A 13,284-nucleotide genomic window follows, 5' to 3' on the forward strand; every position below is an offset into this window, starting at 1 on the left:
CCGCTACACGCCTTCTTTTCCTGAACCAATACTGCTCGCATACGTTTCCTTCAATCCGGCAGAGATGCCATATAGCGGCTCCCATCGAAGCCAATGTCTCGCGACTGCGTTGCTAAGACAGCTATGGTGAATGTCTCCCGCCCGCGCAGCTGAATACACGGGCCGAACGGACGAGCCGTGCAGCTTCAGCAAATCGTAGGCCAGCCGATTGATGGACGTGGTTCGTCCCGTACTCACATGTACCGTACGCTGATCCGCTGCACGTATAGCCGCCAGATTCGCTCTGACTACATCCTTGACGTACACGAAATCGCGGGTTTGCGTTCCGTCGCCGTGAATGAGCAAGGGGCTCCCTTTTTTCAGTCGATCCATAAAAAGAGCGACTACACCGCCCTCTCCCTTCGCGGCCTGACCGGGACCATACACATTCCCGTAACGCAAAATCGTGTAATTCATGCCATATAACCGATGAAAAAGACGGATATACGATTCTGCGGTCAGCTTGGAAAGCCCGTAGCCCGAAATCGGCTCCACAGGATCGTCTTCCTGAATACATTGCTTTTGCAGTTCACCGTATACGCCGGATGTGGACGCAAATATCAGCTTGGATACACCGACTTCATGACAAGCCTGCAACAGATGAATCGTCCCCATCACATTCACATCTGCGTCCTCATCCGGTCGATGGATGGATTGCTGGACATCGGCCTGTGCCGCCAAGTGAAATACAATATCCGGGCTTTCCCGAATGAGCAGCGTCCGGGTCTCGGAGCTGCGGATATCCGCCATATGCATGACCGCGCGCGGGTCCACATTTGCGACATTCCCGGTCGTCAGATTATCCAGCACATGCACCCTGATGCCCGAATCAGCAAGCGCACGCACCAGATGGGAACCAATAAATCCGGCTCCCCCGGTGACCAAAGCCTTCACTAGCGCACCCTCCTTTTGGACCAAAGCAAGTTTCTTCCTTTCCCATCATGTTATGCGGCGCTCTACAGCTTGGCGCAGGCACGAGCACAGACACCAAAGACAATCTAAGACGTACCTTCCAGTTGCTCAGACGTGTAGCCTGACGTTTGCCAGCATAAAGCGCCACATCTCATCCTGCCCGCTCCAAATATCCTCAGGCGGCAGCGCCACTGGAACCAGTTGCTCCAGCCCCCAATCCAGCTCCGTCACATCGGCAGCCCCTGTATAATCCACGAATAACAAGCGAAAATCGTGGGTAATCATCTGTGACAATACGGTGTGCAGTTCTACCGCCTGATCCCGACTGCCCCCCAGACGAACCAGCAGCAAACAGGACGCAAGCGCAGATTTCTCCAATAGACGTGCGATGCGGCGATCAAGCGTCGTTTTGAATGCAGGATAGGAAGTCAGCTGCTCCGATGTATTCAGGGTAACAGGAAAATGGTGTGCCGCTGTAATTTCATACGACGCGTCCTCGACCATGAAGTTATACTCGCCGTAATCATGCCCCGTCACACGCAGGCTGGCAAAGTCCATGAATCCGGCGAAACGGGCATCCAGCAAGCGACTGATCTGCGACAAGTTGCCGGAAATCATCCAGTCCAGCGGTCCCGCGTATGGACGCAGTCCGTTTTTATCCAGCTGAATGGAAGGCAGGCAATGTCCTCCCAAGCTGAATACAGCGTCATAATCCCCCTGCAATCGCTCAAGCACGCCGTCCTCCCCTTTCCGAAGATAGGGACATTCCCTGAAAAAGCGTACACCAGTGCGGATCACTTTTATAATTCCATACATCGGCAAAAGGCATTTCCACCGCGCATACATTTGGAAGCTGCCAGTCGACCTCAGTCAGCTCTGTTACACCGGAACAGTTCACGATGAGCAGTCGAAATTCATGCGCCACCATGCCGTACAAGATGCGCTCCAGTTCCTCTGCCTCTTCATAGGTTCCCAGCATACGGACGAACAAGCTGTGCTGCGCCTTCTGCGTTTTTGCAAAAAAACGTTCGATACGGCGGTCTATCTTCTCCCTGAACTCTGGATAAGTCGCCAGATCTGCGGACGTATTGCGTTCCTGCGGGAAATCATGTACCGAGATCACGTTATAATCGATATCCCTGACCATATAGTTCAGTTGGCTCGTACCAACGACACTTAAATTGGGAAAATCCATAAACCCGGAAAACCGGTTTTCCAGCAAGCGATTCACATCGGACAGCGTGTCAGACATCATCCAGTCCAGCACTCCGGCAAACGGCCGTAGGCGGTTTTTTTCCAATTGAATGGCAGGCGTGCAGTTTTGCCCCAAACTGAAGACCGCATCATATTCCCCTGCCAGCTGTGCAAGTCTCATAGCCGTGCCTCCTTTTTAAAGCGACCCTTTCCTCAGGCCGCAGGTTGTTCCACTCTACATTACATGCCAGCTCGGCTAAAAGGGTTGGACCCCGGCGCGTATTTTGTCAAAAAAGGCGTACAACTATCCAGTCCAGACACGGCCATTTTTCATATGATATAAGGCTGGTAACCTAACGGAATTCAAGGAGGCTTCATCATATGTCCGTGTTTCTTTTATCTGCTGATCATCACCTCGCTTATCACAGCGCCAGTATACAAAGCTGTCATGTGACCCTGTTCAATCGTGAAAAGAGACCTGTCGATGTAATGTTGGAAATAGGAAATGATAGCGGCGTTTTCCGACGACAACTACTTAGCCTGAGCACTTCTCCCCAAGCCGGGTCTGTCGTACAGCTCAAAGATATGGAAACAGCCCAAAACCCTTTTTACCTGCGGGTGGTCACAAGTATATGCAATCCAGAAACGTTATTTATTTTGGCTGAATTTGTGGAGAACGAGAACGTGGTCGCTATGCGTACAGCCAGTCATTTTACCGTGACGCCCTAATACACGGACAGGAGAGGAAGAAAGTATGCTAAAATACTCGGTGCAAAACAAAGCCGAAGCAGGCACACATGCGCTGCCTTTTCAGGTCACCGAACAGGAGAGCGTGCTATCTACGTTGATCATTCCTGCGAGTGAGTCTGAAGGAAGTATTGTCATTGAAGCCTCCTTGGCATGGGAAAATCCGCTGCTCAACTGGGATATCGGAGAGCTGGTTATCCGACTGCGTCGCAACGACGGTCAGGGTCCCGTGCTGGACTGGTTGCAGGATTCCTGCTATCAGGAGGGCTTTGCCGAGCTAAGGTATGAGGAAACTGTGGAACAGACAGCGCCATATGTTTATTGCCTGACTGTGCAATCGGCTGACCGTCGGGCCGTTGTCACCGGTCCACTCGTGATCCAAGGCTCAGTTTACGATGATTCAGTTGATGGAAACCTGGACGAAACATGATCTGTAATCGCCCAAAAGGCAGGCTGGGAATCACGCCCCGGCCTGCCTTTTACACTTGCTCCACATATAATGAAACAGTCGAATATTTATATGCATTACGGACGTTTCGGTTCAGAATGACGACTGTCACTCTCATCGCGTGGCTTGTTTCAGACGTTCCAGTATGTTCGCGTCCGGTAGCTTATAATGTTCTGGTAAAGAGGTGTTAATCCGATTCCATATTTCATAATCCACCTCCAGATCCAGGTGCGATTGCTCGATTTCAAAAATACGGTTGTACAAGTCTCCAACTACAGGAAAAGTCATGATCCCCCTCCTCACTATCGAATCAACGTACTTGCTTGAGCGCTTGCGCGTAAATATCCACGAGTCGTGCAATCATTACATCCAGAGACCACTGCGTGGTTCCCCATGCTTTGGCTCGGTTCCCCATAGCAATACGCACATCATCCTGAGCCAGTAAATGTTGCAATTGAGCTGCTAACGCCTCCACATCGCCAACCGGGGAGACCAGCCCAGTATGTTCATGCTCCACCATTTCCGGGAGTCCACCTGCATCCGATACCACTGCCGGAAGCCCCGAAACCTGCGCCTCCATAACCGAAAATGGCTGATTATCTTGTATACTCGGATGAACAAAAATATCCGCCAGTTGCAAGAGGGCAGGCACATCCTCACGATGTCCGAGAAAAACTACCTCTTCCCTCAGCCCCAGCTCATCAGCCTGTGTTTGAAGTTCTTCCCTTTTGTCTCCCTCTCCGACAATCCAGCACACCCAATCTGTGCGCCGATCTTTCAGCAAACCAAGAGCACTCATTAAGTAGTGCAGCCCTTTGATATATACCAGCCGTGAAGGACAAATAATGACCTTTTTCCCCTCAGGTCGTGTGACATCCGTCCCCTTCGCGCAAACCTCCCAGAAGTGTTCGGTATCCAAACCATATTGGAAAGTAGCAATCTGTTGCTCAGGCACTTCAAACTCACGAATGAGCGTCTGCTTCATCCATTCCGTAGATGTAATTGTAATATCAGCGGATATAGCGCCATAGTGCTCCAGTGCCCAATAATATTTCCATACCAACAACTCTCGATATCCCGGCTCTTGATCCCGTTCCATCGCCATCATGACTTCGCGGGCCAGCGAGCCGTGAATATTGGCGACCAATGCGCTATCTTTACGTTTGACTCGGCTTAGGGCACGTGTCGCAATGACATCCTGTGTATGAATGACATCGTATTGTTCAACTCCAAAATACGCCGCCGACAGTTCCATGCAGTATCGGTCTTTTTCCACCGTCTGCACCCAGGAGTCCTGATGTAATACAGGTACAACCGTCTCATTCAGCTTCGTGTTCAGCATGGGCAACAACTGATCCTTCAGCAGCTCCCTATTCTCAAAAACAATATGGTATTTGGGTATATCCGGTCCGTTGCCCATCAAATCCACGGTGTGACCCAGCAGCTCCAGCCGTCGTTTAATTTGCAGCATAAACGGCCACACGCCTCCCAAATGAGGGATCGGCCAGTAGGTAGCCAACAAAATTTTCACAACAGCCTCACCTCCTCCTGTCTCGTACGCTAAGCTACATTCCGTTACTTCCGTAAATTTGCTGAGAGCCCGACAGTGCATCTGTCCATACCGCAAAGAAACCGTTATTGGGCACGATGGTCACATCAATAAAATTACCGATGGTGACAACCGGAACCGGGCTGTTCCCGTTAGGATTAAAGGAACTATTGGTTACCAGAAGCACTCTGTTAAATTTTATGCGCAGACTCCTGACAACCATACAAGCTTTCTATTCAGTAGATTCATAGTATAGAAGCATCCCTACAGGGATTTTCCAATATTCTGTATTCGAGAGGATGATTGTTTTGGCTTTTACAACCGGATATATGACAAACACTAGGGATTTTGGTACTGCCTGCTCCAATGTCGTTGTGAATCTGGTGAATGAGGATACGGTAAACGCAGCAACCGTGACCATACAAATTTTTTTCTCGCTCGTACCGGATACCAAGATCCCCTTGTACGTAACATCGGTTAACGTACCTGCAAACTCCATTGCCCGACGCACCTTCTTTATACAAGGTGTGCTTGCCTATGAAGTGCAATACAACGTGGTCGCCGCTGTTCCATCCAATGTGGTTCTTTCCAACTTCGGTCTGGACCAGTTTGGCAATGTTGTGCAGGAGCATCGTGTCCTTCAATCGGAGCTGACCACGATTGCGGCCCTGTCTCCAGTTAGCTAAAAGCGACCCTGTTCCAGCGCCTGATGCAATCGATGGGTGTAATACACGTAATTCCATTCCGGCGGTACAGCGGTGACTTCCCGCCCGCTGCCTATGGTAGAGTGATCATCTGTATAGTAGGAAAAAACGTGGGTATTCGGCAGTGGGCGGAGTAAATCCGTCAGATACAGCAAATCCGTCACGGCGATATAAGGTTTAACCCCGTAGCATACAACAAAGCGGGTCACCGTTTCCCCAATGGCCTGAATCAGCGCTTCCCTCATGGAATATCGCGGTCTTGGAGTTACGATCAGGCGAGGGTCGAGCATGATGGGCAGGAAGGAAGAGGCGCCCTGTTCAGGCGTAAGATCCAGCAACCGCACCAAGCAATTGCTGTAATGCTGCTCCAGCAGCTGATCCAGCAACGGCTCAGCCTGAGTCATATCCGTAACGGGCATCAAAATGGTCATTTCAAGCGGGATACCCCGGCGCGCTCTCGTCTCATGCTTGGCGACTTGAAATGCGTGCCGCCAGCGTCGATGCTCCTTCTGGCTGTGCAAGCTGGCCGATACACTAAAAGCGGAATCCACCCGGTAATCCATAAGGACCTCCGGGATGAATTTCATGCTGCACTTCTCGGTCAGTCGCAGCCAGTAATCATAGTCCTCCACGGGTTGCAACCGATAGCCGCCGATCTGACGGGCATATTGGCTTTTGTACATAAATGAAACCCCAACAATGCTGGCGTTCAGTAATTCGTGATGTGGCTGGCTCTGGTATCGGATCAGCGCTTGTTGATGCTGCTCGTCATACAACGGGTTTCCTCCAGCGTCAACCTGGCGGAAAGTGGAGAATACAAGGCCAAGCGAGTCGGGCCCCTGCTCCAGCTCTCTCCGCAATCGTTCAATAAAGAATGAATTATAAACATTGTCACTGGATACCCAGGTCACATATGTGATCGCAGGATCTTCGAACAACTCGTCGAACCCCCGGTTGAGGGCATGTGATACTCCTTTGTTTTCAGGAAGTATAATCAACTGAACACGCGGGTCCCCCCCTGCTGCATGGAACGCCGGTCCTACCATTTCCGGCGCTCCGTCAATAACGATGATGAAACGAAACGCTCCGTAGCTCTGGGCCAGTACGGACGAAATCGCCGCTTGTAGATAACCGATATCCTGTTTGTAGAGCGGCATTACAACCCCCGTATCTACCATATCAATCTCCCCCTGACAGACTTCCGGATTCATGAGGATAAACCGTTCAACAGCTGGCTGAAGCGATCTCGATACCGCGCTTGAGTTATGTTGTATTCCCGTTCAACGGCAGGCCAGTGCTTTTTTGTCCCCATTTCGTCATGCCAGCGATAGTTAACCAACGCTTCGTTCAGAAAAGGGAAAGGGTAACCCGCCAACATGACTCGATACCACATATCCAGATCATGGGTGTACGGCAGCAATTCATCGAACAGACCGATATGCGCAAACAGTTCCTTTTTGAACATGACAGTGCATCCATTGACCGGATTCCCTTGCTGGAAAAAACGGCAAAACTCCGGTATGGACGGAAATACGGCTGCCGCCTGCGGGTTCGTGATTTGGCTGTATTGATTGATAAGATTAAAATTGGTGTGAGAGATATATGCCCCCTGTTCCACCATAAAGGATACCTGGTTGTTAATTTTGTCCTTGTGATAGATATCATCTGAGCTGAGCCACGCAATATATTCGCCGCTGGCATGCCGGATGCCGTGATTCAGTGCGCTGGCTGTTCCGCCATTGGATTTGCCCAAATAATATATATATGGAAGATAGGGCTGAAGCATTTCGGTATGTGTCGTGGAACCGTCATCAACGACAATAATTTCAAGCGGACCATAGGTTTGCTCCAATGCGCTTTGCACAGCCTTATCCACGTATCCACAGTTATAAAATGGAATGACGATCGTTACACTCGGTCTCATATCGTTCCTTCCTTTCCGACTCGGCGGTATCGAATCATATCCTCCAGCGATTGCCCCAGCGGTATGATCGGCCTCCATCCCATATCCTCCAGCTCCTTGGCCCGGTATGCATCCATATACGCTGACTCTGCCGCGTCCCCCCATTCGATGGCAACAGGTGTCTCTGCCATTGCAACCATACGTTCCACGATATCTCCCAGCTCCACGATGCGGCCTGTGCAAACCGGGTAAACCTGCCCCGACACCCCTTGCTCCAGCAGCACACCGTATGCGCGGACGGCATCGCGCACATCGAGAAAATCACGCTGCGCATGCCGGGAAGATACCCGGAACGGTGCGGGTTCGAGTGCGGGCAAAGGCTCACATGCTGATTCGGTTGCTGGCTCCGTGTACGTGCGCTCCGTACGGATAATATGACCCGCCAGCAATGCGCAAAAGCCAGTGGATGGACCCGGCCCAATCAGATTACAAGGCTCTGCCAGCATGACGGATTGGTCAAACAACGTGCTCCAGGAGAGGGCGACTGCTTCTTGAAGGCTTTTGCTGAGACTATATGGATGCGATGGATGATACGGAGCCTGCAAAATTGCCTTTAGCCGGGAACCCACCACGACAATCCGGGCCTTTGGAAAAGGACGCAGCGCATCCAGCAGATACAGCGTGGACAGCACATTGGATTCCATGTAGAGCAGCGGGCTTCGCCAAGATTCGGGCACCGAATTTTTTCCACCCAGATGGAGCACATAATCCGGCGCAATCTGGCCAATCACTTCGCGAAGACGCTCCTTGTCGAGCAAATCGCATACATAAGACGTGATGTAAAAGCTGGTGCCGGAATCTACGCCGACGTTCTCATCACCGTTAAACTGCAAGATCAGCTCCCGGGCGGAAGCAGTCGTGCGGGTCAGAGCCGCTACCTTCCAGCCGAGCTTTGCAAAATGGCGGCAGGCGTGTATCCCGGTATAGCCTGCCGCTCCGGTAATTACAATGACGGGCCGACGTTGTTCCGCTGTGCTTCTGTCCATTCCAGCAGCTCCTTCAGCATAATGCTGTAGTGAGGAACATCGTAGAGCAGATCGGCCCGGGTAGAACGAAGTGTCCGGTCTTGAACCGGCTCATCCTTCAGCACGATCCGAATATCCTCCCTCTTCCAGATGTCCTTGAACAACAGCAACAGATCATACTTGCTGATCGGTTCAGGATGAACCAGATGAATGAGTCCATCTAGCGGCTCATTCATCAACACCTGTATAGCCTTTGCCAGCTCCAGTGTTGTAACCCCGTTCCAAAAGACGCGGCGATACCCGTCAACGTCCCCACTCTGCTGCAAGAACCAGTTCAGCAGACCAATGCCCCCCGGCCGGATTTCCGGGCCGATAATGGAGGTGCGAATCGTCAGATGGCCCGGCGCCTTTACTTCCCCGAGTATTTTCGTCAATGCATAGGCGCTTGTCCCGTCAGGTTGATCCGTTTCTGCATATAAACCGGGTACCCGCGTCCCCTCGAATACACAGTCCGTACTGATATGAATGAACCGAGCACCGATTCTGTCCGCCGTCCGCTGGAGAAAGTGCGGCAGCAGGCCGTTAATTTGATATGCTGTAATCTGATCCGCTCCGGCATACTGGTTTAGCACACCCACCGCGTTAATAATGACGTCAGGTCGCACACTCCGCACCAGTTGCTCCACCATAAAGCTGTCATTCACATCCAGCAGCAGACCCCCTTTATTCTTGGGATCACGCGTGGTGTAGAACACATGATATCCGCCCTGCTTTTGAAAGTAATCGACCAGCACATGGCCTGCCATGCCGTTACCGCCCAAAATAAGCAGCTTCATTTAATGAACCCCCCGCTCTGGAGAATGCTTCGAATCTCCGCTTTAGACATCAGATTGAACTCTGAGCTAAAGCTGCTGAACGACACTGGAGGGCATTGCTTATATCGATCCTTTAGTTGAGGGATATTCAGCGTTGGCAGAATGATTAAATATTGCTCGTCGTATACGACCGTCGTCAGACTTTCAAAGTCGCTCATTAAAATCTCATGAATTTTCTCGCCAGGACGGACACCTTTTTCTACAATTTCTACATTCTCCACGCCCGAATCCTCGATGAGCACCTCTGCCAAATCCACAATGCGGCAGGTTGGCATGGTCATGATGAAAATTTCCCCGCCTACACTTTCCACCGAGGCTTTGAACAGAAGGCTGATCGCATCACGCAGGGTCAGGAAAAAACGGGTCATGTTCATATCCGTGATCGAAACGGTACCCTTTTGGCGAATCTGGCTTTGAAACAGATGCACCACGCTTCCGTTCGTGCCCAATACGTTACCGCCACGCACCGTTACAAATCGTGTATCGCTATTCAGCAGATTGGCGTAGACGATCAGTTTTTCACCAATCGCCTTGGTCATCCCGTAAAAATTGGATGGATTCGCAGCCTTGTCAGTGGAGATATAAATGACTTTCTTGACCTGATTGATGACAGCGGCTTCGATCACGTTTTGGGTGCCTACCACGTTCGTTTTTAGTGCTTCATAGGGCTGATCTTCACATACAGGTACGTGCTTGAGAGCCGCCAAATGAAATACATAATCCACACCCTGACAGGCGGTAACCAGTGCATCCTTATCCCGAATATCCCCGATGCAGAAGCTAAGTCGTTCATCCTCAAACTGCCTGTTCATCGCAACCTGACTCGATTCTCCGCGCGAAAAGATAATGACCTCTTTGGGGTTACGCGGCAGTAGCTGGGCAACCAGCTCATGCCCCCAGGAGCCGGTACCGCCGGTAACCAAGATACGTTGGTTTTCAAACATGCCGTTTCCCTCCAAGCAAAAATTTGACTACCTTATCTGACACATCCTCCGCCAGATAACCTGCGGGACACTGCCACTTATGCTTCATCCCGGTCATTAAGACTACTGCGTTCGCTATAACCTCTCCATCCAACCCGGACACGATATTGCTGCCACAATCTACGGTTTCCGGCCGTTCCGTCGTCCGGCGCATCGTGACCGTCGGCACACCCATGATGCAGCATTCCTCCTGTACGGTGCCGCTGTCCGTCAAAGCGCAGCGGGCATGCCGCTCCAGCAGTACGAAGTCAAAAAAACCGAACGGCTCATGGAATTCCACCAGCGGATCAAGCTCGATCGGCGGATGGCTCGCGATACGAGCGGCGGTGCGAGGATGAATACTGCAAATGACCCGCTGTCCGGACTGCTGTGCTACCCGATTCAGGCCATCCAGAATAGCCAGCAAATGTGGCGGATGGTCGACATTTTCGGCTCTGTGGGCGGTTACCAGGAAATATTGCCCTGGCGACAGTCCCAGCTTCTTCAAAATGTCGCTGCCGGACACCTCTTTCTCGTAATGCTGCATCACTTCGTAAATCGGGTTTCCAGTCAATACAATTTGTTGGCTCGGAAAGCCTTCCCGTATTAGATGCTGCTTGCTTTGCTCCGTATACGGCATATTAATCGTAGAAATCGCGTCAATGACGCGGCGATTCTTCTCTTCCGGCACATCCAGATCGTAGCAGCGGTTCCCCGCCTCCATATGCACGACCGGGTAGCCCATACGTTCCGCAAGCAAGGCGCACAGGGCGCTGTTCGTATCGCCGAGCAGCAGCACATGATCCGGGCGCTCCTTGTTTAAAATATCCTCCATCTGCGAGTACATGGCAGACAACTGTTTGCCCAGCGTTCCCGCCTTCTCCTGAAGCACATAATCTGGGGCACGCAGCCCCAGTTCGCGGAAGAATTGCCCGCTCAGGCTTTCCGTGTAATTTTGGCCCGTATGCACAAGCACATGCTGGTCTGCATGGCGATCCAGCTTCGGAATGATCAGGCTGAGCCGTATAATTTCCGGTCTTGTGCCGAGCACGGTCAATATTTTCATTGTGTTGGAACCCACCTTTGCTGTCGTTGTTTCATTAAACTGTGGAGTTTAATGCGTGAGATAGCCATCCAGCAAACTGTCTGTGCTCCAGCTAAACGTTCACCTCAACGGTCCGGCATGCTTTCACCCGGACCGTTGTTTTTTGTGGCGTCCAGCCTTGAGCGTTAGCCGCTTCCGCTTGTGCGGATGCGGACGCCTCGACACAGGCTTGAGCTTGTGTTTTCGTTTGAGCTTCCGCTTCAACCTGGGTTTCTGTCTGGACTTGGATTTCGGCAGAAGCCCTGACAGCGGAAACCAGTTAATGCGATAGCTCCTGCTGCTGGCGTTGCTCTTACCCTTGCGCTTGCGGGGTCTGCTTTGCTTGCGGGCCGCTGGCCATCTCGCTCGAATGCCACGCTTGCCATGATGCAGGTCTGGCTGTAGCTCCGGTACAGGAGGGGGTGGCTGTGGCAAGCCCGGAATGGCTGCATACTCGATAGGTGGCAGACCGAGCACAGGCAGTTGGCCAACCAGCGATTCGGGAAATTCTCGAATAGCGCTGGTACATGCCTCCGGTATAGCGATGACCTGACGTAGCCCTTCTCCCTCCCGCGTCCATACCGGACCACCCGGCTGCTGAATCAGCGGGAACCACTGCGGATCATGACACACCCATTGGCTGGCCATGACGTGCAGGTTGTTTTGGTAGGAATCAGACCCGTATACACGTGTAGCCGCGCTGTGGTTCCGTACACCAATCCGTTCCACTTCCTCGGGATGATTGAGCAGATAGCCCACTTTTTCAGCCAGCATATCGCTGTTTCCCGGCTCTACCAAAAACTCAGTATTTCCGGTCGCCTCCATCAGCTCCACCAGTCCGCCCTGCGCAAAGGCCACAACCGGCTTTCCGTAAACCAGCCCCTCCAGTGCCGTCAGACCAAAGCCTTCCTCCACCATGCTCGGGATGACAACCATATCCATCGCGCTATATGCGGTGGATACAGATTCCTCAAATGAGCTGAACTGGAATCGGCGGCTGTAACGGGATTTGCGGATTAAAGAAACGCATTTCACGTAATATTCCGAGTCCACCGAGCTGCCGATGATCCAGAAGCGGCAGCTCGAATTCGTTTCACACAGCTTCAGAGCCATTTGAACAAAAGGTAACAGTCCTTTGGCTTCGCAGATAAAGGAAGAAATATAACCAATACAGATATGCGATTCCTTCAACCCCAGCTTTTCACGTTTGCGTTTCCGTTGCAGTACATGCTCTTTGTGCGGCGGCATATCCATATCCCGACAAGGAGACAACACCGTATGCGGACGTGTCAGCCCCGCCCCGTGCAAAGGCCTCAAGACGGCTTGCGAAATACCGATGACCCATCGGCTGTAACGCTCGATGATGGAGACCGAGACAGGTGTATGCTCATTCTGGTTAATGACTTCGGTTATTTTCCAGACCACTGGAATATTCGACTCATGGGAAGCCATCGCGGGCATGACGTTCACACAGGTATTGACCAGCACCACATCTGGACGCGCTTGCTGTAGCAACTGAAGCAACGGTGCGTACGAAGCATGGTTTCGCAAATTCTCCGCATCTTGCGCCAATCCCTCATACGGGGTATACATGCCGTGCAGCATGGGCAGGTTCTGAATTTGGACGGTAATCCCGCGCTTGCGGGCAATCGTGGTCAGCCGCCCTTCACCGGGCGTCACCAGAATGCAGTCGAAGTACGTACGAATGTCTACACAAAATTGCAATAACAGCTTCTCCGCTCCCGTAATGCTGCGGACATTGCTGACATGGCTGAATAGCATCATTTTCGGTTTGATCGGAGTTCACCTCCTTTAAAATAGCAATCATCGGGCGTATGAACC

General features: G+C 51.8%; 16 protein-coding genes. 3 read left to right on the forward strand and 13 right to left on the reverse strand.

What is annotated here, in order from left to right; genetic code table 11:
• Positions 1-3: 3 nt before the first annotated feature.
• From QMK20_RS20655 to QMK20_RS20665, 3 genes are all read right to left on the reverse strand, one after another.
• The gene (locus QMK20_RS20655) at positions 4-933 is read right to left on the reverse strand and encodes an NAD-dependent epimerase/dehydratase family protein (RefSeq protein WP_283653109.1); all 930 of its coding nucleotides are present in this window, start codon (positions 931-933) and stop codon (positions 4-6) included.
• Positions 934-1,059: 126 nt separating this feature from the next.
• Positions 1,060-1,686: a DUF1796 family putative cysteine peptidase gene (locus tag QMK20_RS20660; protein ID WP_283653110.1), complete on the reverse strand. Its 627-nt coding sequence runs from the start codon at positions 1,684-1,686 to the stop codon at positions 1,060-1,062.
• Positions 1,679-2,326, reverse strand: coding sequence for a DUF1796 family putative cysteine peptidase (locus QMK20_RS20665; protein ID WP_283653111.1), 648 nt, complete (start codon positions 2,324-2,326; stop codon positions 1,679-1,681). Before QMK20_RS20665 ends, QMK20_RS20660 begins: the two co-directional genes overlap by 8 nt.
• A gap of 200 nt (positions 2,327-2,526) precedes the next feature.
• Here QMK20_RS20665 and QMK20_RS20670 point away from each other — a divergent pair, with 200 nt between their 5' ends.
• Positions 2,527-2,874, forward strand: a complete 348-nt coding sequence (locus tag QMK20_RS20670) for a hypothetical protein (RefSeq protein ID WP_283653112.1) — start codon at positions 2,527-2,529, stop codon at positions 2,872-2,874.
• A 25-nt stretch (positions 2,875-2,899) separates the two neighbouring features.
• Positions 2,900-3,322, forward strand: coding sequence for a hypothetical protein (locus QMK20_RS20675; protein WP_283653113.1), 423 nt, complete (start codon positions 2,900-2,902; stop codon positions 3,320-3,322).
• Between the two features lie 132 nt (positions 3,323-3,454).
• Here QMK20_RS20675 and QMK20_RS20680 read toward each other — a convergent pair whose 3' ends face one another.
• The 3 genes from QMK20_RS20680 to QMK20_RS20690 are packed head-to-tail and all read right to left on the reverse strand — an operon-like array spanning position 3,455 to position 5,112.
• Positions 3,455-3,628, reverse strand: coding sequence for a hypothetical protein (locus tag QMK20_RS20680; RefSeq protein WP_283653114.1), 174 nt, complete (start codon positions 3,626-3,628; stop codon positions 3,455-3,457).
• 22 nt (positions 3,629-3,650) lie between these two features.
• The gene (locus QMK20_RS20685) at positions 3,651-4,871 is read right to left on the reverse strand and encodes a glycosyltransferase family 4 protein (RefSeq protein WP_283653115.1); all 1,221 of its coding nucleotides are present in this window, start codon (positions 4,869-4,871) and stop codon (positions 3,651-3,653) included.
• 34 nt (positions 4,872-4,905) lie between these two features.
• A complete protein-coding gene (locus tag QMK20_RS20690) occupies positions 4,906-5,112 on the reverse strand; it encodes a hypothetical protein (protein WP_283653116.1) in 207 nt (68 codons plus the stop codon).
• Positions 5,113-5,188: 76 nt separating this feature from the next.
• Between QMK20_RS20690 and QMK20_RS20695 the strand changes: the two genes are divergently transcribed.
• The gene (locus tag QMK20_RS20695) at positions 5,189-5,575 is read left to right on the forward strand and encodes a hypothetical protein (RefSeq protein WP_283653117.1); all 387 of its coding nucleotides are present in this window, start codon (positions 5,189-5,191) and stop codon (positions 5,573-5,575) included.
• Here the strand turns inward: QMK20_RS20695 and QMK20_RS20700 are convergent.
• From QMK20_RS20700 to QMK20_RS20730, 7 genes are all read right to left on the reverse strand, one after another.
• Entirely contained in the window at positions 5,572-6,771 is a 1,200-nt protein-coding gene (locus QMK20_RS20700) for a glycosyltransferase family 2 protein (RefSeq protein ID WP_283653118.1), read from the reverse strand. The genes QMK20_RS20695 and QMK20_RS20700 overlap by 4 nt on opposite strands.
• A 29-nt stretch (positions 6,772-6,800) precedes the next feature.
• Entirely contained in the window at positions 6,801-7,517 is a 717-nt protein-coding gene (locus tag QMK20_RS20705) for a glycosyltransferase (protein ID WP_283653119.1), read from the reverse strand.
• Positions 7,514-8,542 (reverse strand): NAD-dependent epimerase/dehydratase family protein, encoded by a 1,029-nt coding sequence (locus QMK20_RS20710; RefSeq protein ID WP_283653120.1) that lies wholly within the window; start codon positions 8,540-8,542, stop codon positions 7,514-7,516. The genes QMK20_RS20705 and QMK20_RS20710 overlap by 4 nt, the downstream gene beginning before the upstream one ends.
• Positions 8,500-9,357, reverse strand: a complete 858-nt coding sequence (locus tag QMK20_RS20715) for a dTDP-4-dehydrorhamnose reductase family protein (protein ID WP_283653121.1) — start codon at positions 9,355-9,357, stop codon at positions 8,500-8,502. The genes QMK20_RS20710 and QMK20_RS20715 overlap by 43 nt, the downstream gene beginning before the upstream one ends.
• The gene (locus tag QMK20_RS20720; protein ID WP_283653122.1) at positions 9,354-10,340 is read right to left on the reverse strand and encodes a polysaccharide biosynthesis protein; all 987 of its coding nucleotides are present in this window, start codon (positions 10,338-10,340) and stop codon (positions 9,354-9,356) included. Before QMK20_RS20720 ends, QMK20_RS20715 begins: the two co-directional genes overlap by 4 nt.
• Positions 10,333-11,424, reverse strand: coding sequence for a non-hydrolyzing UDP-N-acetylglucosamine 2-epimerase (gene wecB / locus QMK20_RS20725; protein ID WP_283653123.1), 1,092 nt, complete (start codon positions 11,422-11,424; stop codon positions 10,333-10,335). The genes QMK20_RS20720 and wecB overlap by 8 nt, the downstream gene beginning before the upstream one ends.
• A gap of 123 nt (positions 11,425-11,547) precedes the next feature.
• The gene (locus QMK20_RS20730; RefSeq protein ID WP_283653124.1) at positions 11,548-13,227 is read right to left on the reverse strand and encodes a glycosyltransferase; all 1,680 of its coding nucleotides are present in this window, start codon (positions 13,225-13,227) and stop codon (positions 11,548-11,550) included.
• Between the last annotated feature and the right edge of the window lie 57 nt (positions 13,228-13,284).

Source organism: Paenibacillus sp. RC334 (genome assembly GCF_030034735.1).
Classification (GTDB): Bacteria; Bacillota; Bacilli; order Paenibacillales; family Paenibacillaceae; genus Paenibacillus; species Paenibacillus terrae_A.